The sequence below is a fragment of the Mucilaginibacter sp. MD40 genome (assembly GCF_002288635.1).
Lineage (GTDB): Bacteria > Bacteroidota > Bacteroidia > Sphingobacteriales > Sphingobacteriaceae > Mucilaginibacter.
On sequence record NZ_NRSW01000001.1, the window covers coordinates 2,781,975 to 2,802,637 of the forward strand.

The 20,663-nt window shown below is 41.8% G+C and carries 23 protein-coding genes and 1 pseudogene; 15 read left to right on the forward strand and 9 right to left on the reverse strand.

What is annotated here, in order from left to right:
* Positions 1 to 10: 10 nt before the first annotated feature.
* Together CKK33_RS12625 and CKK33_RS12630 are read right to left on the reverse strand one after the other, a co-directional pair.
* On the reverse strand, positions 11 to 529 hold the full coding sequence (locus CKK33_RS12625) for a c-type cytochrome (RefSeq protein WP_095704447.1): 519 nt from the start codon (positions 527 to 529) through the stop codon (positions 11 to 13).
* 70 nt (positions 530 to 599) lie between these two features.
* Positions 600 to 1,445, reverse strand: a complete 846-nt coding sequence (locus tag CKK33_RS12630) for an SDR family oxidoreductase (protein WP_095704448.1) — start codon at positions 1,443 to 1,445, stop codon at positions 600 to 602.
* A 160-nt stretch (positions 1,446 to 1,605) separates the two neighbouring features.
* Between CKK33_RS12630 and CKK33_RS12635 the strand changes: the two genes are divergently transcribed.
* Both CKK33_RS12635 and CKK33_RS12640 read left to right on the forward strand, forming a co-directional pair.
* Positions 1,606 to 1,968 (forward strand): BlaI/MecI/CopY family transcriptional regulator, encoded by a 363-nt coding sequence (locus tag CKK33_RS12635; RefSeq protein ID WP_095704449.1) that lies wholly within the window; start codon positions 1,606 to 1,608, stop codon positions 1,966 to 1,968.
* Between the two features lie 5 nt (positions 1,969 to 1,973).
* Positions 1,974 to 3,818 carry a M56 family metallopeptidase gene (locus CKK33_RS12640; protein WP_095704450.1) on the forward strand — a complete coding sequence of 615 codons (1,845 nt, stop codon included), beginning with the start codon at positions 1,974 to 1,976 and terminating at the stop codon, positions 3,816 to 3,818.
* Between the two features lie 61 nt (positions 3,819 to 3,879).
* Here CKK33_RS12640 and CKK33_RS12645 read toward each other — a convergent pair whose 3' ends face one another.
* Complete coding sequence (locus tag CKK33_RS12645) at positions 3,880 to 4,623, reverse strand: SDR family oxidoreductase (RefSeq protein ID WP_095704451.1); 744 nt, start codon at positions 4,621 to 4,623, stop codon at positions 3,880 to 3,882.
* A gap of 103 nt (positions 4,624 to 4,726) precedes the next feature.
* Between CKK33_RS12645 and CKK33_RS12650 the strand changes: the two genes are divergently transcribed.
* On the forward strand, positions 4,727 to 5,119 hold the full coding sequence (locus CKK33_RS12650) for a helix-turn-helix domain-containing protein (protein ID WP_095704452.1): 393 nt from the start codon (positions 4,727 to 4,729) through the stop codon (positions 5,117 to 5,119).
* Here CKK33_RS12650 and CKK33_RS12655 read toward each other — a convergent pair.
* Together CKK33_RS12655 and CKK33_RS12660 are read right to left on the reverse strand one after the other, a co-directional pair.
* Entirely contained in the window at positions 5,116 to 6,201 is a 1,086-nt protein-coding gene (locus CKK33_RS12655) for a DNA topoisomerase IB (RefSeq protein WP_095704453.1), read from the reverse strand. The two genes, CKK33_RS12650 and CKK33_RS12655, sit on opposite strands and share 4 nt — an antisense overlap.
* Before the next feature lie 92 nt (positions 6,202 to 6,293).
* Positions 6,294 to 7,310 (reverse strand): low specificity L-threonine aldolase, encoded by a 1,017-nt coding sequence (locus tag CKK33_RS12660; protein WP_369803565.1) that lies wholly within the window; start codon positions 7,308 to 7,310, stop codon positions 6,294 to 6,296.
* Positions 7,311 to 7,350: 40 nt separating this feature from the next.
* On the opposite strand from CKK33_RS12660, the gene CKK33_RS12665 reads away from it, so the two are divergent.
* From CKK33_RS12665 to CKK33_RS12680, 4 genes are all read left to right on the forward strand, one after another.
* Positions 7,351 to 8,001, forward strand: a complete 651-nt coding sequence (locus CKK33_RS12665) for a hypothetical protein (protein ID WP_143822955.1) — start codon at positions 7,351 to 7,353, stop codon at positions 7,999 to 8,001.
* Complete coding sequence (locus tag CKK33_RS12670; protein WP_095704456.1) at positions 7,988 to 8,692, forward strand: hypothetical protein; 705 nt, start codon at positions 7,988 to 7,990, stop codon at positions 8,690 to 8,692. Before CKK33_RS12665 ends, CKK33_RS12670 begins: the two co-directional genes overlap by 14 nt.
* A gap of 72 nt (positions 8,693 to 8,764) precedes the next feature.
* Complete coding sequence (locus CKK33_RS12675) at positions 8,765 to 9,856, forward strand: AI-2E family transporter (protein WP_095704457.1); 1,092 nt, start codon at positions 8,765 to 8,767, stop codon at positions 9,854 to 9,856.
* Positions 9,857 to 9,923: 67 nt separating this feature from the next.
* On the forward strand, positions 9,924 to 11,237 hold the full coding sequence (locus CKK33_RS12680; RefSeq protein WP_198952467.1) for an MFS transporter: 1,314 nt from the start codon (positions 9,924 to 9,926) through the stop codon (positions 11,235 to 11,237).
* Between the two features lie 61 nt (positions 11,238 to 11,298).
* Here the strand turns inward: CKK33_RS12680 and CKK33_RS12685 are convergent, their stop codons facing one another.
* Positions 11,299 to 12,756 carry an NADP-dependent isocitrate dehydrogenase gene (locus CKK33_RS12685; protein WP_095704458.1) on the reverse strand — a complete coding sequence of 486 codons (1,458 nt, stop codon included), beginning with the start codon at positions 12,754 to 12,756 and terminating at the stop codon, positions 11,299 to 11,301.
* Between the two features lie 230 nt (positions 12,757 to 12,986).
* On the opposite strand from CKK33_RS12685, the gene CKK33_RS12690 reads away from it, so the two are divergent.
* The 3 genes from CKK33_RS12690 to tatA all read left to right on the forward strand — a co-directional run bounded on the left by CKK33_RS12690 (position 12,987) and on the right by tatA (position 14,987).
* Positions 12,987 to 14,126: a 5-(carboxyamino)imidazole ribonucleotide synthase gene (locus CKK33_RS12690; RefSeq protein WP_095704459.1), complete on the forward strand. Its 1,140-nt coding sequence runs from the start codon at positions 12,987 to 12,989 to the stop codon at positions 14,124 to 14,126.
* Positions 14,127 to 14,246: 120 nt separating this feature from the next.
* Positions 14,247 to 14,741, forward strand: a complete 495-nt coding sequence (purE, locus tag CKK33_RS12695) for a 5-(carboxyamino)imidazole ribonucleotide mutase (RefSeq protein ID WP_095705846.1) — start codon at positions 14,247 to 14,249, stop codon at positions 14,739 to 14,741.
* A gap of 87 nt (positions 14,742 to 14,828) precedes the next feature.
* Complete coding sequence (tatA, locus tag CKK33_RS12700; RefSeq protein WP_095704460.1) at positions 14,829 to 14,987, forward strand: twin-arginine translocase TatA/TatE family subunit; 159 nt, start codon at positions 14,829 to 14,831, stop codon at positions 14,985 to 14,987.
* 48 nt (positions 14,988 to 15,035) lie between these two features.
* On the opposite strand, the gene CKK33_RS12705 is transcribed toward tatA, so the two are convergent.
* A complete protein-coding gene (locus CKK33_RS12705; protein WP_095704461.1) occupies positions 15,036 to 15,599 on the reverse strand; it encodes a YqgE/AlgH family protein in 564 nt (187 codons plus the stop codon).
* A 110-nt stretch (positions 15,600 to 15,709) separates the two neighbouring features.
* On the opposite strand from CKK33_RS12705, the gene pdxH reads away from it, so the two are divergent.
* The 3 genes and pseudogenes from pdxH (at position 15,710) to CKK33_RS12715 (ending at position 18,102) form a co-directional block, all read left to right on the forward strand.
* Positions 15,710 to 16,357 (forward strand): pyridoxamine 5'-phosphate oxidase, encoded by a 648-nt coding sequence (gene pdxH, locus CKK33_RS12710; RefSeq protein WP_095704462.1) that lies wholly within the window; start codon positions 15,710 to 15,712, stop codon positions 16,355 to 16,357.
* Positions 16,354 to 16,815: pseudogene (locus tag CKK33_RS19620) on the forward strand (NADH-quinone oxidoreductase subunit C); the annotation flags it as partial. The gene pdxH and the pseudogene CKK33_RS19620, both read left to right, overlap by 4 nt.
* Before the next feature lie 159 nt (positions 16,816 to 16,974).
* Positions 16,975 to 18,102: an NADH-quinone oxidoreductase subunit D gene (locus tag CKK33_RS12715; protein WP_233138280.1), complete on the forward strand. Its 1,128-nt coding sequence runs from the start codon at positions 16,975 to 16,977 to the stop codon at positions 18,100 to 18,102.
* Between the two features lie 84 nt (positions 18,103 to 18,186).
* Here the strand turns inward: CKK33_RS12715 and CKK33_RS12720 are convergent, their stop codons facing one another.
* Positions 18,187 to 19,287: a S1C family serine protease gene (locus CKK33_RS12720; protein ID WP_095704464.1), complete on the reverse strand. Its 1,101-nt coding sequence runs from the start codon at positions 19,285 to 19,287 to the stop codon at positions 18,187 to 18,189.
* 14 nt (positions 19,288 to 19,301) lie between these two features.
* Positions 19,302 to 19,868 (reverse strand): RNA polymerase sigma factor, encoded by a 567-nt coding sequence (locus tag CKK33_RS12725; RefSeq protein WP_095704465.1) that lies wholly within the window; start codon positions 19,866 to 19,868, stop codon positions 19,302 to 19,304.
* 167 nt (positions 19,869 to 20,035) lie between these two features.
* On the opposite strand from CKK33_RS12725, the gene CKK33_RS12730 reads away from it, so the two are divergent.
* Complete coding sequence (locus CKK33_RS12730) at positions 20,036 to 20,266, forward strand: hypothetical protein (protein WP_095704466.1); 231 nt, start codon at positions 20,036 to 20,038, stop codon at positions 20,264 to 20,266.
* 126 nt (positions 20,267 to 20,392) lie between these two features.
* Entirely contained in the window at positions 20,393 to 20,617 is a 225-nt protein-coding gene (locus CKK33_RS12735) for a hypothetical protein (RefSeq protein WP_095704467.1), read from the forward strand.
* Positions 20,618 to 20,663 lie beyond the last annotated feature (46 nt).

Below are 20,663 nucleotides of genomic sequence, written 5' to 3' on the forward strand. Positions count from 1 at the left end.
TATTTATAAATCATTTACCGCTTGTAGGAGCCCCCGCAGGTGTGGCAGGTTGCTGGCCATCTGCCGGTTTAGGCCCCGGTACCGGCATGTCTGTACGTGGCGGTTTAGGCATTTCAGATGCCCTGATCACTTCAGGATGCGAAACTCCCCTATGGCAGCTGTAACAGTTTATACTGCTTTCTTTATATACTCCGGTACTATCCTTTTCGGCATGGAAATATTTTTTATTGATCTCCTGGGTCATTTTATACATTTCACGCGCCATTTGCTTTTCGGGTTTGGCATCGCTTGCAAAATCCATCTTCTTAGTGTCTTCATTGCGCGCGTGGCAAAAACTACACCTTGCACCCAAAGCATGCTCCCACTCTTCCATGGTTTTATGCATTTCTTCCTTAGAGATATTCTTAGGTAATACTTTAAGATTTTTAAAGTTGGTATCGTCTGCTTGTTTAGCTATGGGCGACATAGCCATAAGTGCTACAGCTGATAGTAAAGCTGTGGTTACGCTGAGTTTTTTGTTGATACGCATGGATAAAATTTATAGGATAAAGCTAATCAAATAATTGTCAATGACAATAGTGTGACACATTTTTTACACATCAAACCAAATACTTACCCACTAACTCCATACTGATATCCCACAATTTATGCCTGTTTGCTTCATCTACGGCTAAAGCGGATGGATTTACCGGGCGCTGATCTTTAAAATACTGCCCGCTTTTTGAATCAATACGCTGCGCTGTTGCCAGATAAATACTGGTTTGCGCACCTTTTTCGGCAGGTATCATAAACGGCCGCATTATCCATAAAAGTAACTTACCCAAACCGCCTATGCCCATACCAAATGAGGTATTTACCAGCCCCGGATGTAACGCGAAGGAACTGATACCTTTTGGCCCCAGTTTGGTTGCCAGAGATCTTGTAAAATAAATATTAAACAGCTTAGCTGTACCATAAGCTTTCCAGGCAGAGTACGGACGGTTTGCCCAATCAATATCATTAAAACGTAACTGACAGTAACGATGAGCTTCCGAGCTTACATTGATGATACGCGCCTGCCCTCTTTCCAAAAGCGGCATGAGGCATTGCACCAATAAAAAATGGCCCAAATGATTGACCGCAAATGTCATTTCGTGGCCATCGGCGCTTAACTTCCTCTCAGGAAATATCCCTCCCGTATTATTAATAAGTACATTTATTCCAAGTAAACTGCTCTTTAAAATATCAGCGGCGTTTCGCACACTTTGTAAATCGCTAAGGTCGCACTCCACTACATAGATGTTTCTGTTCTTAGACGCCGCTATAATCTCGCTTTTAACCTGTTCGCCCTTTTCTACGTTGCGAACAAGCATATAAATAGCATGATCTTTTTTGGCAAGGGCCAGCGCTGTTTCGCGGCCAACGCCGGATGTTGCACCGGTAATAACCGTATTAATAAATGGCATATTATAAGGGGCTTAATAGGTCAAATGTAACAGTTTTTAAAGCCCTGTCAAACTATAAACAAGGCGCTTTACCAATATTTTGTAGCCGAAAGTGTTAAAATTTTGTTAAAACATTTGGATAATTACGAATTGTTCGTAGATTTACGAAAGAATCGTAACAATGGAAAAATTATCAATACAAGAAGAAGAAGCCATGCAAGCTGTATGGCAGGCCGGTAATGGCGTTATTAAGGACATACTCGAACTAATGGAAGAGCCCAAACCACCCTATACTACCCTGGCCTCAACGTTAAAAAACCTTGAACGTAAAGGTTTCGTATTGGCAGAAAAGATAGGCAACTCTTTCCGATACGCCCCCGCTATACAGGAAGAGGAATACAAGAAACGCTTTATGAATGGCTTTGTAAGCGACTACTTCAAGAACTCTTACAAAGACCTGGTTACCTTTTTCGCGAAGGATAAAAAAATAAGCGCTACCGACCTGAAAGAGATCATTAACCTGATTGAAAACCCAAAAAAATAAATCTTATGCCTGCTTTATTTATCTTCCTGTTAAAAGCGAACGCAGCATTGCTACTTTTTTGCGGTGGTTATTACCTCATCTTAAGGCAACTAACGTTTTACACCTTAAACCGTGCCTATTTGATAACAGGTATCCTGTTTGCTACCATATATCCATATGTTGATCTTTCCTCGTTTGCTATCAGGCATGAAGCACTGGCCAAACCTGTTCAAACAGTTATTTATAAATGGCAGTTGCCGGCACAAGAACTATTTAGCCGGCCCAATTACTGGCAATGGCTGATAGTACTGTTTTGGGCAGGTGTGGTATTCCTGGGGATACGGTTTTTAATGCAGTTATTTTCACTTTATATACTATACCATAACTCCAAACCTCAACGCATTCACAACCACAATGTAAGGGTTATAAAAGGCGATGCTGCTCCATTCTCTTTTTGGCGGAGCATTTATATCAACCCTGATAAACATTCGCGAAGCGATTTGGAAGCCATACTGCAACATGAACAGGAACATGTAAATGGCTGGCATACTATTGACATTATTCTGGCCGAGCTAAGCTGTATATTCTACTGGTTTAATCCCGGGATATGGCTCATGAAAAAAGCCGTTAGGGAAAATATTGAGTTTATTACCGACAGACTAATACTGAATAACGGCATGGATAGTAAAAGCTATCAGTACAGTCTCATCAACGTTGGTTTTAATAACCATACCCCCGGAATAGTAAACCATTTCAACTTATCAACCATAAAAAAACGTATTATTATGATGAATGCAAAAAGATCTTCCAGGGCAATGCTTACGCGTTATGCCTTTGTAATACCAACAGTTATAGGCTCTCTATTGGTGTTTACCATTTCAAAAGCTGATGTAGCAAAACCGCTTACCATAAAGTTGGCTAATGCTATTAAACCTGTAAGTATTGCTCTAAAACAAGCTGCTAAAAATACCATAGCGTTTACAGATACTGTACCAGCGAAAGCTACATTTAGCATTAAGGTAGATAACACCAGTAAAAGCGCAAAGGTATTATCCATTAAAACAGGCAGCCCTGCAAAGCAGGCTTTCTTTATCACTACAGATAAAAAAAACAGTCTTGATTCTGCTAATATTGTTGTTGACGGCAAAAAAATATCAAAGTTTGAGCTTGCTAAAATAAATCCTGCAACCATCGCGCATCTTTCTGTAGTTACAGGAGATGCAGCGAAAGCTTATAATGACAAATATGCGTTTGGTAATAATGAAGCTGTAATTGTTATTGATACCAAAGACTCTGAAGCAGGAAAAGACATAGCCAAAAATGTTGATAACCAAAAAGTTGTTGACAGAATTGTTTTTGATAGCGCAAATGGCCATAGTAAAAACGACAAAATCATATTAACTAATGATCTGCGCGGTAAAATATCAGACGTTGTTATCACACGCAATAATGGCAGAACCACTTCTACAAGTTCAAGTTTCTCTACCGGGAGCGGTGCTGTTAGTGTGTCATCAACAAATTACACTGATCAACCTGATAGCGCAATTACCGTTCAAGGCCATAAAACTAAAGGTAGTACTATTTATATTAAAGGCGCTGAACCCTCTACTTTTGGTATGCAGGGTGCAATTACTGTAAAGGGCTACCCTACGGCTATCGCCATTCGGTCAGATAACGCTGATAACATATCAGACAAAGTGATTGTGATTGATGGTAAAGTAGCGAGCGAGAAAGACATGAAAAAACTTTCGGCTTATGATATCAATAGCATAAATATAGCCCGTGGCACATCTGAAGATAGCATCAAATATGGCGACAAGGCTAAAAAGGGTATAATTTATATTACTACTAAAAAAGGAAAAAATAAATAATAAAATTTAGCTTCATAAACGGGCGCCGCGAGGGTGCCCGTTTTTTATTTAGAAGTTTTTATTATTTTAAACCGTAAGTAAGATAGCCCCCATCAACCACCAGTTCGGTACCCGATATATAGCTTGCCGCATCAGATGATAAGAACAATACGGCATTTGCTATCTCATCTGCATTGCCCAACCTTTGCAGGGCGGTTAGTGAGGCAATATGGCCTTTCGCCTCGGCCGGAAGTACACCTTCCAATCCAGGTGTTTGTATAGGGCCCGGGCTTACAATGTTTACGCGGATCTTTCTTTCGGCCAATTCGTTAGCGGCAATTTGCGCTACACGATTAAGCGCACCTTTTGTTGACGAATATATGCTGGTGCCAATATTAGATGCCGTTGCAACAATTGATGAGGTAAACACTACTGAAGCGCCATCCTTTAAATGCGGGATAAACTTCTGAAGCGTAAAGTATGGGCCTTTCACGTTGGTATCAAACTGACGGTCAAAATCAGCCTCTGAAGCCTGTTCTATTGGCGCAAAGCTGGCTATCCCTGCATTCAGGAAAAGTATATCTAACTTTTGGCCGCTCTCTTTAAAGCTGTTTTCCAAAATGGCAATCTCGTCCAGTTTTGATGTATCAGACAATACGGTCTTTAAGTTTGGGCTGTTTATTTCGGCAGCTGCCTTTTCAAGGTTAGCGGTGTTACGGCCTGTGATCCATACATTGGCACCTGCGTTGATAAATGCTTTTGCAGTGGCAAAACCTATTCCTGTTGTTCCGCCGGTTATTACTACGTTTTTGTTTGCGAAATTCATTTTAGTAAAATTTAATTTGACCCTGCAAACTTATAGTAATTGAATTTATTTTAGTTACTTTGTAACCAAAAGTAACAGTAACATTTGAGTAACCAAGTAACTTATGACTGCCAAAGTAAGTACCACAACAGAAACAGTTTTAGCCTGCTGCCCTATTCAAGGCCAAAAGAATATCCGTGCCGTTCATGATGCTATGGATGTGTTAAATGGCAAATGGAAGATCTCTATCATATCATCTATCTGCTATTTTAACAAACGTAGATTTTCTGATATTTTGAATGACGTGGAGGGTATCTCCAACAAAATGTTAAGCAAGGAACTGAAAGAGCTGGAAGCGAACAAACTGATCACAAGAGAGGTATTGAATACGCAACCCATTACGGTTGAATACAGCCTTACCCAGTATGGTTTAACCCTGCGCGATATCATTAACATGCTATCTGACTGGGGTGTAAAGCACCGCGAAATGATTGTAGGTAAAAGAAAAAGCGCTTAACTGGCCACGGCAAGTTTCTCGTGTTCTAACAGATCAAGCAATGCCTTTTCGGCGAGGTTTAGTTCTGCTGATTCGATATCTTTTTTGCCGTCCAATTTATCAATGTATTTGAAAATAGTTTTCTCTTCATAGCTTTTGATAACTGATGGGTGCACATAATATTTTTTACATACGGTGCGTGTGTTGCCCAGGTTAACCGCTACCTCATCAAGTACGCTGACAATTTTCTTTTTGCACTCGCTAACTGTTTCAAATTCGCCGGCCTCTTTAAACGCGTAAAGCGCGCTTACGCTGCCTGCCCATGTACGAAAATCTTTGGCGGTGAAATCCTCGCCGGTAATTCCTTTAAGATAAGTATTGATGTCGCCGGATCCAATGGTGCAGCGGGTGCCATCATCATTATAGTATTGAAACAATTCTTTGCCGGGAATATCACGGCACTGCTTTACCAAACGCGCAAGCTTTTTGCTTTGAAGCGATATTTTGTGCATCACCCCTTTTTTGCCCTTAAACTCAAATTTCATTTTCGAGCCTTCTATCTTCACATGCTTGTCCATCAATGTGGTTAAACCGAAGGAGCCGTAAAGCTTTTTATAAGATTCGTTACCCACACGTATGCTGGTTAGTTCCATTAAACGCACTACCAGTGCAACAACCTTTTCATGATCCAGGTTGCGGCGGTTAAGGTCGTGGTCTACCTGCTGGCGTATGGCTGGCAAATGCGCAGCGAAGGTTTGCAGGCGATGATATTTAGATTGATTACGTATCTGGTTCCAGTGGGTATGGTAGCGGTATTGCTTGCGTCCGGCAGCATCCGTCCCAGTAAATTGCAGGTGGCTGTTATCATATGGCGATATCCAAACGTCGGTATAAGCCGGCGGTATCACCAGACTGTTGAAACGTTTTATCAATTCCTTGTCCTTTACTGATTTCCCTTCCGGATCGAGATAAGTCCACCCCTTGCCTGATTTTTTGCGGGTGTAGCCCGGCGTTGAGTCGGAAACATAACGTAAACCCACGGCTTTTGCTGTGATCTTGGGATCACGGCCAATCTTCTCTAACTTTTTTATCAGGCGGTTCATTGTTAGAGATAACATGCGTTTAAGTTGAAAGTTTTAAGCCTTCAATTTCAAGTCAAATTATTTGTCTATAAGCTAACTTTCGGATCTTATATTTAAGAAAGACTCTTCAAAACCGATACCACATACTCAACCTGATCTGCATGTACATCCAGATGGGTTACAAATCGGATTCGGTGTTTATCGGTACTTCCTGCTTTGATGCCTTTTGCAGCCAGTTTATTTAAAACCGTATCAGCGGGTTCAATGGTATCAAAAAGTACAATATTGGTTTCAACCGGAATGATGTTGCTTACCCAAGCGCAATTAGCCAACTCCCCGGCCAGGATGCGGGCGTGCGCGTGATCGATGTGTAAACGTTCTACATGATGATCCAATGCGAAAATCCCCGCAGCGGCTAAAAAGCCTGCTTGTCGCATACCTCCGCCCAATACTTTGCGTATTCGGCGTGCGTAATTGATAGTCATTTTATCGGCAAGCAGTACTGAACCAACCGGTGCTCCTAATCCCTTTGATAAACACACCGATATACCATCAAAGTAATTACCATACTCAACCGCTTTATCGCCGGTATGGGCAAGCGCATTAAAAATACGGGCACCATCCAGGTGAAGTTTTAGTCCGCGCTCTTTGCACAGTGCGGCAATAGGTGCTATTTGGTTAAGGCTGTAACATGCGCCTCCACCTTTGTTTACCGTATTTTCTAAAACTACCAGACTGGTATGCGGATAATGAATATTATCCGCATTGATCTCCGGTTCTATCATCTCAGCCATAAGTATACCTCTGTAACCGTTTAATAGCCTTGTTGACACTGCTGAGTTAAAGGCAATGCCCCCACCCTCGTAACGATAAACGTGTGCGGTTTGGTCGGCAATTAATTCATCCAGCGGCTGGGTGAAACATTTAATGGCTATCTGGTTAGTCATGGTGCCTGATGGGCAAAACATCGCGGCTTCCATCCCGAACATGGCAGCGGCCTTTTCCTCAAGCACATTTACGGTTTCATCTTCGCCGAAAACATCATCACCAACTCTGGCGCTCCACATGGCCTCAAGCATTAAAGGGGTGGGTTTGGTAACAGTATCGCTACGCAGATCAACATTCATCATGCAGGTTATTGCTTATATTTGTGTCAAATATCTAAAAACAGTGCGTAAAATAACTCTGCTACTTTGTATTATCTGCATTACATTTTTCGCTAAGGCACAAGCTCCCGCTCAGCAATGGGACGAGGGCACCGTATACCATACCACCGGCGAAGTATTTAGCGGACTGGTATCATGGGCGCCCCCTATAAAAGGCCAATATCCTGATGGCGACCAGATACTTTTCAAAAACACCGGCTCGCCCGATATTTTCCCTATACCTTATTTCAAGATAAAAGCATTTACCATGGGGCGCGATAGCTTTGTGGTATCTACCAACATCAACCTTAAAAACAATCCCATATTATTAGTTGAGGTTGATGGGCCGGTAAATCTGTACGCTGCTAAAATATTTAAACAAGGTTTTCCGCTACTCATCGGCTCGGGTGGTGGCGGCGGCCATTTTGGCGTGGGCATGGAGGTAGGCACTGCTATTGGCCGCGGTGTAAAAACCAGCTATTATTTTGGTAAAACACCCAACACCGTTTCTAAATTAGATAAGAAAAACTTTATAGAAGCCATGAGTACCATTTTAGCCGACAAACCCGAAGTGGTAGCTAAAATTAAAGACAAAACTTTTCGTTATGGTGACATGGACGACCTGCTAAAATATTACTACACGGGTAAACTTCCTGTTAACAATGAGCAACAATAAATTTTATAAAATATTCAATAGTGCTGCAATAGCCATCTTGTTTTCGCTTACAGTTCAAAGCGCCTTCGCGCAAAAGTGGCTTCCGGGTTATTTTATTGATGTAAAGGGTAATAAAACCGAGGGCTTTATCTACCCTAACCCGGGCGGTAAAGGCCCAATAAAAGGAGAAGGCTTTATCAATTTTAAAGAAAGCGAAAAAGCAGAACCGTATTCGCTCAGTACAAGCGATTTGCAATCTTTTGTTGCGGGTAAGGATAGTTTTGTTGTAGCCCATGCTCCCGGTAATGAAACATGGAACAAGCAAGAATTTGATTTTGTACGCGTTGCGCTAAACGAAGAGATAAAGATTTATGCTACCCGCGGTGCCGGTAGTGGCGGTGGTAAAAAAATACATGTATCTCCGGGCGTAGGTATTGGTGCAGGCAGCTATGGTGCAGCATATGGCGGTGGCTTAGGAATATCATTTGGCGACGGCGGTGGTGGCAATAACAACAAATTGAGTTACTATTATGGCGGCAATACAGCAACCATGCAACACCTTACCGACGTCAACTTCAGAGACATTATGAGTGAAGTCATGGGCGATGAGCCGGAAGTGGTTGCACAAATACAGGCAGGCAAATATAATTTGCGCAGTATTGAGAAGTTAATACAGTACTTTAATAAGGTAAAGGCTGCCGACAAGCGCTAATTACATTCTTAAAATTCTTTTAAAACTTTTAAGTGTAAAAGATTGTCATTATGAGCAAAGGAACTGCACATAATGCCGCCAAAAAACCATACCCATAATCCTCGTCCTCGTAAAGAACTCACGTTCACCGAAAAAGTATGGCACACCGTTGCCATAGTTGCCTTGCTGGTAGTGGCCATATTGATAGCCCGAGTAGCTTTCAATGTACTACTGATGATATTGGCGGGAGCGCTGATATCGGTCTATTTCCATGGACTTGGAGACATGATAGAACGTAACACCAGATGGAACCGCAAGGTATGCATGACTATTTCTGTGGCGGGCTCTTTTCTTATTTTACTTACCCTACTTTGGTTTATGGGCACTACCATACAAAAGCAAGTTGCGGCATTAAGCGATAGCCTGCCCGAAACCATCAATAATTTCAAAGCCAAATTAGGCTCAACCCCACTTGGTGCAAAAGTGCTGGAATACTTTACGCAGGATAACGGCAACGATAAAATGATGTCAACCGCCAAGAGCTTCTTCAATACAAGCTTTGGTGTACTGGGCGATATTTATATCATCATGTTCCTGGGAATTTTCTTCTCAACGCATCCATCCTTGTATAAAGATGGCATTGTAAAGCTTTTTCCTATGCAGAACAAGCCATTGGCCCGCAAAGTGATCGACCGCACCAGCCAGGCGCTTAAAGGCTGGCTTAAAGGTATGATGTTATCTATGGTGCTTATTTTTATTATGATAACCACCGGTTTATGGATCATTGGTATACCGGTAGCTTTGGTGCTGGCCTTATTAACGGCTCTCTTGAAACTGGTGCCAAACTTTGGGTCGTTAGCTGCCATGATACCCGGTGTTTTATTGGCGCTTACCAAAGACCTTAATACGGCAATCATCACCGCCCTGCTTTATATGGTGTCGCAAACCATCGTGAGCAATATTGTTACCCCACTCATCCAGAAAAAGATGATCAACATCCCTCCTGCTTTAACTATTATTAGTCAGGTAATAATGGGTGTGGTGTCAGGTGTACTGGGCATTATACTGGCGGTACCGCTGCTATCTATCATTATCATACTGGTAGATGAGATCTATGTAAAAAAGATCAATCCGGATGAACCTGACGATAATGAGGTAGGCATGAGCACACCTAACTCCGATTAGGAATAAACGATTTATCGTAGAAACAATTTAAAGGTTGGTAAATTATCCTATTTATAAACCCTTTCTCTTGTTAAGAAATTTACCAGTTTTAAAGGAAAGCGCACGGCTGCGTTACCTCACCTTTTTTTACCTGTATGTGATGCAAGGCATTCCATCAGGTTTTGCCTTAACCGCAGTTGCTAATTATTTAACGGGTAAGGGAATTTCATCACAAGGCGTAGGTACATTTGTTGCCATCGTGGGCATTCCCTGGATCATACAATTCGTCTGGGGGCCTATTATCGATAGGTATCAATTCTCTGTTATTGGCCATCGTAAACAATGGATTGTGCTTACACAGTTTATGGCTTTTATTGCTTCGTTAAGCCTTTTATTAGTACATGACCCCATAAAGCAACTTACCGTGGTATCTATCGCATTTTTTGTGCATAGCAATTTTGCAAGCATACAAGATGCAAGTGTCGATGCAATGGCTATATCCATTGTGCCCGAAAGCGAGCGCGGGCGGGTAAATGCCTTTATGCGCGGCGGTTATTTACTTGGTATTGCCCTTGGCTCAGCAGGACTTTCGACCATACTTTATAAAAGCGGCTTCTTCTACGCGGCATTAATGCAATCATCTCTGCTGCTTATTTTCACTATTATAACTTACATGATCAAACTGGACAAGGCCGATAGCTATATCCCTGCCTTTAATATTCGCAACAAAGCAAAGGTTGTAAAAGAAAAGCTGAACAATCCCGAACTTAAATGGCTATTTAAACAGCTGTATATCGGTATAACTACGCCGAAAAGCCTACGAACTTTTGGCGTTATTGCGTTGGTTTATACATGCAACAGTATATTCATCAGATCATATTCTTATCATCTCATTCATACATTGCATTGGCAGTACAATGCAGTATCTGTTTTGCAGGGCGGTTGGGGAACACTGGCTACGCTTTTGGTTACGCTTGGCGGCGGCGTAATTGCAGATAGGATGGGCGCCACAAAATTGCAAACTAAAGTTATGCTGGCCATTTGTCTGTTTTTGATTGCATTTAACAGCTTAGGAGGCTTATGGCTGCACAAACCGATCAGCGTTTCGGGCCTCATCTTATGGAACTTTGCGGATCCATTGTTTAGCGTTGCTGCCATGCCTGTGCTGATGGCATTGTGCCGCGATAAAGTTGAAGGCTCACAATTTACGGCCTACATGGCGCTGGTAAATTTTTGCGATGTGATGGGTGCCTATATTTCCGGCTGGGCAATGAATTACCTGAGCGCACCAACCATCGGCGCTATGTGCGGTGCATTGTTGTTGTTAGTTCTAATTCTACGCTACATCAAACGACCAAAGTTAATAGAACCGGTACTTTTAAAGCCGCAACTGGAGGTATAACAAAAAAGGCTTGTCTTGAACGAGACAAACCTTTTTAATTTTTGAATTTTGACTTTTGAATTTATTGTCCCTGTGCAAGGGTATAGCCAATTTTGCCGTCGAACTTCATCAGGAATTCAACTGAGCAAACTTTGAAATCATCAGATAGTTCACCGGCAATATGCAGGATCTCTTTTTGTGAAATCTCACCGCCATCTTTTTTCTCAACGCGGATACGGTACTCGTTCACCAGCTCGGTATAGATAGAGCCTGTTGGCCAAACCTGCGTACCACGGTTCGAGATCATCACCAATTGAGTATTCTCGTTTAATTTTCTCTGAGCGATCTCGGCAATTTCGCTTGGTTGTTTGCTTGATTCTACAAACACGTCAACACCAACAATTTCTTCCTTAGTATCGGCCTTAACAACGGTAAGCTTATTTTCAGTAAGGTGTTTCTGGTTAGCTTTGTGCGGGATATCCGGCTGGACAATAACAGCACCCTTAGCAGGTGTTTGGCCCATATTACTAATAATTGCATCGGCAAAAGCCTCGGTATTGGCAGATGGTGTAGACCTGTCGCCAAAATCGCCGGTATGTACGCCCTGTTCTAATGTGTAAAGTAAAGCGTTCTCTATGTTAGCCGCCGCGGTAGTGTAACCCAAATAACGCAGCATCAATATACCTGAAAGCAATAGCGCAGTTGGGTTTGCGATGCCTTTACCCTGGATGTCAGGAGCAGTGCCGTGCACAGCCTCAAAAATTGAGATGTTATCTCCAATATTTGCAGACGGCGCAAAACCCAAGCCACCAACTAAACCGGCACAAAGATCAGATACGATATCGCCCTGCAGATTGGTTAATACAATAGCCTGGAACATTTCCGGGCGTGATACAAGTTTCATACAAAGGTCATCAACAATAATATCTGATGATTCAATATCCGGGTAATCTTTGGCAATCTCGTAAAAGGTTTCCAGGAACATCCCATCGGTAAGTTTCATAATGTTAGCCTTATGGCCGCAAGCCAATTTGGTATAACCTTTACGGCGGGCCATTTCAAAAGCATAACGGATAACCTGCGCACTGCCCGGGCGGGTAATGATACGGCGGCCAACAGCTACGTCGTTGGTAAGCAAGTGCTCAATACCACCGTAAGTATCTTCAATATTTTCGCGAACTATAGTTAAGTTGATAGGAATACCGGCTTTTGAAAAAACAGTATCAACACCATTTAGCGAGCGGAAATCGCGCTGATTGGCATAGGTGTTCCAAACCTTTCGGGCGGTAACGTTAATACTTTTAACGCCTTTGCCTTTTGGTGTTTCCATTGGCCCTTTAAATAGCAGGCCTAAACGTTCAATGGTTTCTTTTGCGGCAGGTGTCATCCCGGTAGAGTGCCCTGCATCAAAATAAGATTTCCCCATTTCAACGTATTCGTACTCGAGAGGAACATTAGCGGCTTCGAAAATGCGAAGAACGGCGGCCATAATTTCCGGCCCTATACCGTCACCTTTAGCTACAGCGATTTTTGTGCTCATAGTAGTGTATATGTGGAGTAAAAACGCTGCAAAGGTATGGTTTTTAAGCTCGTAATTAAATATTTTAATCGCAATTGTGTCAGTTTAACAATTTAACAAACCCCATTAATTAAGCGGTTAAAAAATCTTCAACGGATTGGCTTTATCAACAGATTTTTGACAACAATGATGTAATATCAACCTTAACAATCGCTATTTAAAAGATTTAGGTTAAATTTGCCACTTAACTTATGAAAGCATTTTACGGCGATTTAAGATTAGGAATTTTAGGCGGAGGCCAGTTGGGCCGTATGCTTATACAGCAATCCATCAACTATAACGTTACCGTTAAGGTACTTGACCCCGACCGCGAGGCACCTTGCCGCCGGTTGTGCAGTGAGTTTGTTGTAGGATCATTAAGCGACTACGAAACGGTTTATAACTTCGGTAAAAAAGTTGACCTGCTTACCATTGAGATAGAAAAGGTAAATGTTGATGCGCTGGAACAACTGGAACGCGAAGGTGTTATGGTTTATCCGCAGTCGCGCATTATCCGATTGATACAGGATAAGGGCCTGCAAAAACAATTCTTTAAAGAGAACGAAATTCCTACTGCCGAGTTTCATATCATATCATCTGCGGAACAATTAAGAGAAAGCAGCATCCCGTTCCCGTATATTCAAAAGCTGCGCCGCGATGGTTATGACGGTAAAGGCGTTTATAAGGTGATTGACGAAAGTTACCTTGCCAAAGCTTTCACCGAGCCAAGCCTGATAGAGCGATGGATAGATTTTGAAAAAGAGATTGCCGTAATAGTTGCCCGTAATGAGAACGGTGAAGTAAAAACCTTCCCGATGGTGGAGATGGAATTCAATCCTGAGGCCAACCTCGTGGAGTTTTTAATACAGCCCTCTACCCTGCCGTTCGAAATACATCAGGAAGCCGAAAACATCGCCAAAAAGATTGCGGATACATTAAAAATCGTAGGCATACTGGCCGTTGAAATGTTCCTGACTAAAGACGGCAAAGTGCTCGTAAACGAATTAGCGCCTCGTCCACATAATAGTGGCCACCAAAGTATCGAGGGCAACGTGGTTTCGCAATTCGAGCAACATTTACGCGCCATCTTTAATCAGCCTTTAGGCGATACCACCTGCCTGAGCAATGCCATTATGGTAAACGTTTTAGGCGAAGCCGGTCACGAAGGTCCAGCAGTATATGAAGGAATTGAAAAGATATTAAAATGCGAAGGTGTTTACGTACACCTGTACGGCAAAGCATTAACCAAACCCTTCCGCAAGATGGGCCATGTTACCATTGTAGATGCTGACAGGGAAAAAGCGATTGAGAAAGCACAGTATGTGCAAAAGACGTTGAGAGTGATATCATAAATCATGTCATTGCGAGGATCCCGATGAATATCGGGAGACGCGGCAATCTCATTGCGTTCATCTACGAGCGACGAGATTGCCACGCTAACACTCGCAATGACATACCTTATACAAAGAGATATGAGCCAACCAAAAGTAGCCATTATAATGGGCAGCAAATCAGACCTGCATGTAATGCAGGATGCCGCCGATGTATTAAAAGAATTAGGTGTTGACTACGAGATTACCGTGGTGTCGGCACACCGTACACCTGATAGGATGTTCAGCTATGCACGTGCCGCGGCAGATCGTGGTATAAAGGTGATCATAGCCGGCGCAGGTGGCGCTGCGCACTTGCCGGGCATGGTGGCGTCATTAACACACCTACCGGTTATTGGGGTTCCGGTAAAATCAAGCAACTCTATTGATGGCTGGGATTCTATCCTATCTATTTTACAAATGCCTAACGGTATACCGGTTGCAACCGTAGCGTTAAACGCGGCTAAGAATGCCGGCATTTTAGCCGCGCAGATCCTATCTACCGCTGATGAATACCTGAGCAGTAATTTAATAGCATACAAAGAAGAACTTAAAAAGAAAGTAGAAGACTCCGCCAGGGAAATGGAGGCGAATTAATTTTAGGTTTAAAAACCGCATTAGCTGATACTTCGTTTATGTAAAAAGTTATCAGTACATTTGAATATAATCATTAAATAAAAAGTTATGGGATTAGGTGCACCAGAGATCATTTTGATCATCATCGCGATATTATTACTGTTTGGCGGTAAAAAAATACCTCAATTAATGCGCGGCCTTGGCGAAGGCGTTAAAGAATTTAAAAGCGCTCAAAACGACGCTAAAACAGCCACGAAAGAAGACTAAATTAAAATGCCCCTGTGTTCACAGGGGCATTTTAATTTTAATACCTGTTTAATTCAACGTTGGGTTCTCCGGAAAGTTGGCTATGTGTGCGTACCGCTGCCCAAGTCCTATTACAGCTTCCCGCCAAAGATTTTGTTCATGGTTACTGAATACCGTGTCCGAATTAAAATTATTGGCTACAATCCATGAATCTTCCTGCAATTCATCATCCAACTGGCTTGGCGTCCAGCCAGAATATCCCGTAAAGAATTTTATCTCATCTTCTGTGATCTGGTAATTAGTGATCAGTTGTTTTATTTGCTCAAAATCTCCTCCCCAATAAATACCATCCCATATCTCAATCCCATTATCAATTTTTTGTGGGCAGCGATGAATGTAATGCAGTGTGTTTTCGGCAACAGGGCCACCCATATACACGGGTATTTCTGAGTAAGAAACATCCGGCAAAATATCACCCAACATATAATCGGTCTGATGATTTAGTACAAATCCCATAGCGCCTGCTTCAGAATATTCTGTAAGTAGTATAACCGATCGCTTAAAGTTAGGATCGGTCATAAATGGTTCGGATATCAATAAACGGCCTGCAGCTGGTGCAATATGACTTAGCATAGGTTTAACAGTTTTATAATATTAACGCTTTATGTAAAATTATGTTCATAACTTATTAAAAACAGGCTGTATACTTACTTACGGTATAATTAATTTGTAAGTTTGCGCTAATGGATCAGAAAGAAATTGAAAATCTAAGACAAGACTATACTGCCGCCGCACTCAGCGAAAAGGATGTGGATGCTAATCCTGTAAGGCAGTTTGACAAATGGTTTAACGAAGCTATAAACAATAAGGTACTTGAACCCAATGCGATGACATTGGCTACAGCTACAGCGGATGGCCGCCCATCGGCACGTATTGTTTTACTGAAAGGCTTTAGCGACGACGGTTTTAAGTTTTATACCAATTATCTGAGCCGTAAAGGGCGCGAACTAAGCAAAAACCCCAATGCCGCGCTTTTATTTTTCTGGTGCGATATGGAACGCCAGATACGTATAGAAGGAGTTATTGAGAAATTGGACAAAAAGTATTCAGAAAAATATTTCCACTCCCGCCCTAAAGCGAGCCAAATAGGCGCTATAGTATCACCACAAAGCCAGGAAATAGAAAGCCGTGAGATATTAGATGCCCGCATGAAAGAATTGGAACAACAATATGCTGATAGTGAAGTACCCAAGCCAGCACATTGGGGCGGTTACATTTTAAAACCACGCCTTATTGAATTTTGGCAGGGCGGCAGCGGCCGGTTGCATGATCGTATAGTTTATAAAAAAACCGATAACAAAAACTGGAAAATAGTACGGTTGGCTCCATGAGTTTTGACGAGATAAAGGAACTTTTACTTGCGCGTTTTGGCAATGACGTAATTATTGGTGAAGAAAGAAACGGCTTGCAGCCGGCCTTACTGATAAGGACGGAAAGTATTGCCGATGTATGCCTTGAATTGCGCGACAATCCGTCAACTTATTTTGATTTACTTAATTGCTTATCAGGTATTGATTATGGTACCGAAGCCAACAAATTTGGTGTTGTTTACCATTTAACTTCTATCCCATACCATCTCAGCATAACGCTGAAGGTAAGTGTGGAGAATAACCGCGATGAACTTCACTTGCCGGCAGTACCTACCATTGCACACGTTTATGCCACTGCCGATTGGCACGAGCGGGAAGCCTATGACCTTGTAGGCATATATTTTGAGGGACACCCCGACCTACGCCGTATATTATTACCCGACGATTGGGAAGGCTACCCACTAAGAAAAGATTATATAGCTGCTGAATATTACAAAGGCATAAAAATAGATTACCCGGTAGAATCAAATAACCCTGCCGAGAAAATCACTTACAAAACACCTTTCCAACCCAATCCTAAGTACACCGAGGCACTTAAACGCTATGAACAGAAGATAGCGGATGCCGCAGTGGAAGATATGGTGCTTAACATGGGGCCACAGCATCCGTCAACCCATGGTGTTTTACGCCTGGAGCTTATTACCGATGGCGAAATAGTGAAGGAATTAATCCCCCATATGGGTTACCTGCACCGCTGCTTTGAAAAACATGCCGAGTCATTAACATACCAGCAAACCATTCCCTTTACTGATAGAATGGATTACTTATCATCCATGACCAATGCTCATGCATGGGTTATGGGCGTTGAGCGCATGCTGGGTATTGACCAGGACATACCCAAAAGAATAGAATACATTAGGGTACTGGTTTCAGAACTTAACCGTATAAGTTCTCATTTAATAGCAATAGGCACCTACGGTATTGATATAGGTGCGTTTACCCCGTTCCTATGGTGTTTTCGCGACAGGGAGCATATTATGGGTATGCTGGAGTGGGCATCGGGCTCGCGAATGTTGTATAACTACATTTGGGTTGGTGGCTTGTTTTATGACTTGCCGGTAGGTTTTGAAGAACGCTGCCGGGAATTTGTTGATTATTTTAAGCCTAAAATGGCTGAACTTAATCAGTTATTAACTGACAACCAAATATTTATTAGCCGCACGGCTAACGTTGGCATTTTACCACTCGATGTGGCTATCAATTATGGTTGCACAGGCCCCGTTCTGCGTGGTTCGGGCTTGCGGTATGATCTGCGACGCATTGATGGCTACTCTGTTTATCCGGAACTTGATTTTGAAGTACCGATAGGCAAAGGCGCTATGGGCACTACCGGCGATTGCTGGGATCGTTATAAAGTACGTGTCGATGAGATTGAACAATCATTATACATAATTGAGCAATGCCTTGATCGGTTGCAAAAAGAACTTAAACGTACGCCTGATTTTGACCCACGCGCTAAATTGCCGCGTAAACTTACCCCAAAAGCACAGGATTACTACTTTAGGGCAGAGGGCTCTAAAGGAGAACTTGGGTATTATTTTATCCATAATAATGAACGCTCCGAAGTCCCATTTAGAGTTAAAGCCCGTGGCCCAAGCTACAACAACTTATCTGTTGTACCTGCAATAACTAAGGGGGTAATGATAGCGGATGTCATTGCTATCATAGGTTCGATAGATTTTGTTTTAGGCGAGGTTGACAGGTAGTTGTATTTGCTTTGTCCCCATAGCAATTACAAAAAAGGGCGATACAAGCTAATGCATCACCCTTTACTATTTAATTGTTGATTTTTACTGATTATATACCTTCACCATAAATACATAATTTCGCAGCTTTTTTATTTGTTGCGGGCGGCTGAGGCTGGCCATAGTATTTTTAGTGTTTAAACTCAAAGTTTTTGTGAGCGAGTCTGCCGGGATATTAGATATAGACTTAAGCAGGTAGTTTGATTTTACTGCAAAGCCAACACCCATTGCCTCTGTTTGCTTACCGTTTATAATACCGATGATGTTGCCTTTATTGTCAAGCAGCGGACCACCGCTGTTGCCAGGATTAACCGGTATGTATAATTCATACTCAGTAGTATCACCTTTAAAACCGGTAGCGCCAGTTAAAGCTCCCGGAGCTATTTTTATATCGTTACCCGGATAACCGATGGTGTAAACCTCTTCACCAAGGTCGCTTTTAGCCTTTTTAAAGGTATAAGGTATTGGCCCGAGATTTTTGAAAGCAGTATCAATGATTTGAAGAAATGCGAGGTCATTAGCAGGATCAGTATAAATAACTTTGGTGTGGAATGACTCTCCGGCATCATTTTGCACATATACACTATCACCGCCATTAACCACATGGAAGTTGGTTACAATGTACCCATTGCTACTAATAGCAAAACCAGTACCTCTGAATTTCGCATTAGCAGACGGGCCGCTTTTCACGGTATTAATGATATTTTGCTGCTGTTTACCCAGTCTGTCCTGTTGAGACTTAACACGTTCAACATCAGCTTTTAACTGTTGAAACCTTGGATCTTTGTTACTCAGGTCGCCTGTAATAAACAAGGTTAGCAAAACAGCCAATATTGCTACAGATGCGGCTACAGAAATTTTTGAATGGTGATTGCGCCACATTTGTACAATCCATGAAGGATGCGCCATCAGGTCATCTTTCAACGTGTGCACATCCACTTCCTGATGTATAGCATTTAAACGTGTCTCCAGGTTAACACGCTCATTGTACTGCTTAATTAATGAAGTGAAATTTTTGTGCTCTTCTACCTTTGCACTAACAGCGTTATCTTTTTGACGCAAAAGCTCAAATTCTTCCCGTTCCTGCGGGGTCATCTCACCTGCCAGGTAACGGTCTATCATTTCCAAAAGTTGATTATCTCTCATATGAATCTCACTTTTTATTGTTGAAAAAACAGCTTTTTCAACCTTTGCAAACACTTATATTTCTGTGTTTTCGCATTGTCAGCATTGGTATAGCCAAATCGCTCACATATATCCTGCATGCTGCGGTTATGCATGTAAAAGTCTTCCATAATGGTTTTACAAGGCTCACCAAGCAACTTAAGGGCCTCTCCCATTTTATTGATTTGCATGTCACGCTCTTCATGGCGTTCCACCTCCTCCTCTACCGGCAGGTACTCTTCAAAATCTTTGATATTGCCTGCATTACGGTTAAGCTGTTTAAGCCTTTTAAGCCATAAGCGGCGACATACCGAGTATATATAGGTTTTGAGCTTACTGCTCAACTCAAAATCACCCCGCTTTATTTTATTGTAAAGAACTATAATCGCTTCCTGATAAATATCCTTGGCTTCATCTTCATCTCCATTATTATTGATGATGAGCTGTAAAACCATTGGAAAATAGGCTAAATAAAGCTTTTTGAGTACACTATCAGAGTTATTCAGTATCCCTATGATCACTTCACTATCTGATGGTATCTCCACATTTAACTGATTATTCACTCCTTAATACTTTTTATATTAAATAGTAACCCAAAAAATGCAAAAAAATAGCAAAAGGTAAATGGTGTAACCCCTTGCTGGTTTAAATGTTTTTTAAGCTTAAGCCGTTGTAAGTACAACGGCATCAATTTTGACTATTTAAATTAAACAATATAAAAATAACTATTATGAAAATTAAAATTCACATGGTTGTATTGGCAATAAGTATCGCCACTACATTTGTTGCGTGCAAAGGTAATAATTCTACCCATGTACCGGATAGCACACGCAAGCAGGACAATAGTATGGTTGATAGCAGTGCAGGTAAAAACGGTTCGGCTGCAGGCATTGACAGCGGCTATGATAAATCGGGCAGTGGAGGTACCGATACAATAGAACCTCCTTCAAAAAAGCCATAAAGCATACTTTTAAGTTGTCTGCAGCTAAGTTGTAATAAAAAATTTAAGAATGGGTTACCTTTTTGGTGTTTGGGTATTAATTGGCGTATTTAACAAGATACTTATATTAATTAAAACAAACACAAAATGAAAAATTCATTCAAAGTTGCTTTCTTAGCTCTTGCTATCGCTGTTTCAGCTGCTGCCTGCAAAGGTTCTGGTTCATCTTCTTCTGCAGATTCTGCTAAAACAGATTCAGCTGCTGCTAAAGTTGATTCAGCCGCTACTAAAGTTGACTCTGCTGCTGCTAAAGTTGATTCAGCTGCTGCTAAAGTTGACTCTGCTGCAAAAAAAGACACTACTAAAAAATAATATAGCCCTTAATGGCTGATAAAAAATTACATTGTTAATTTTTTAA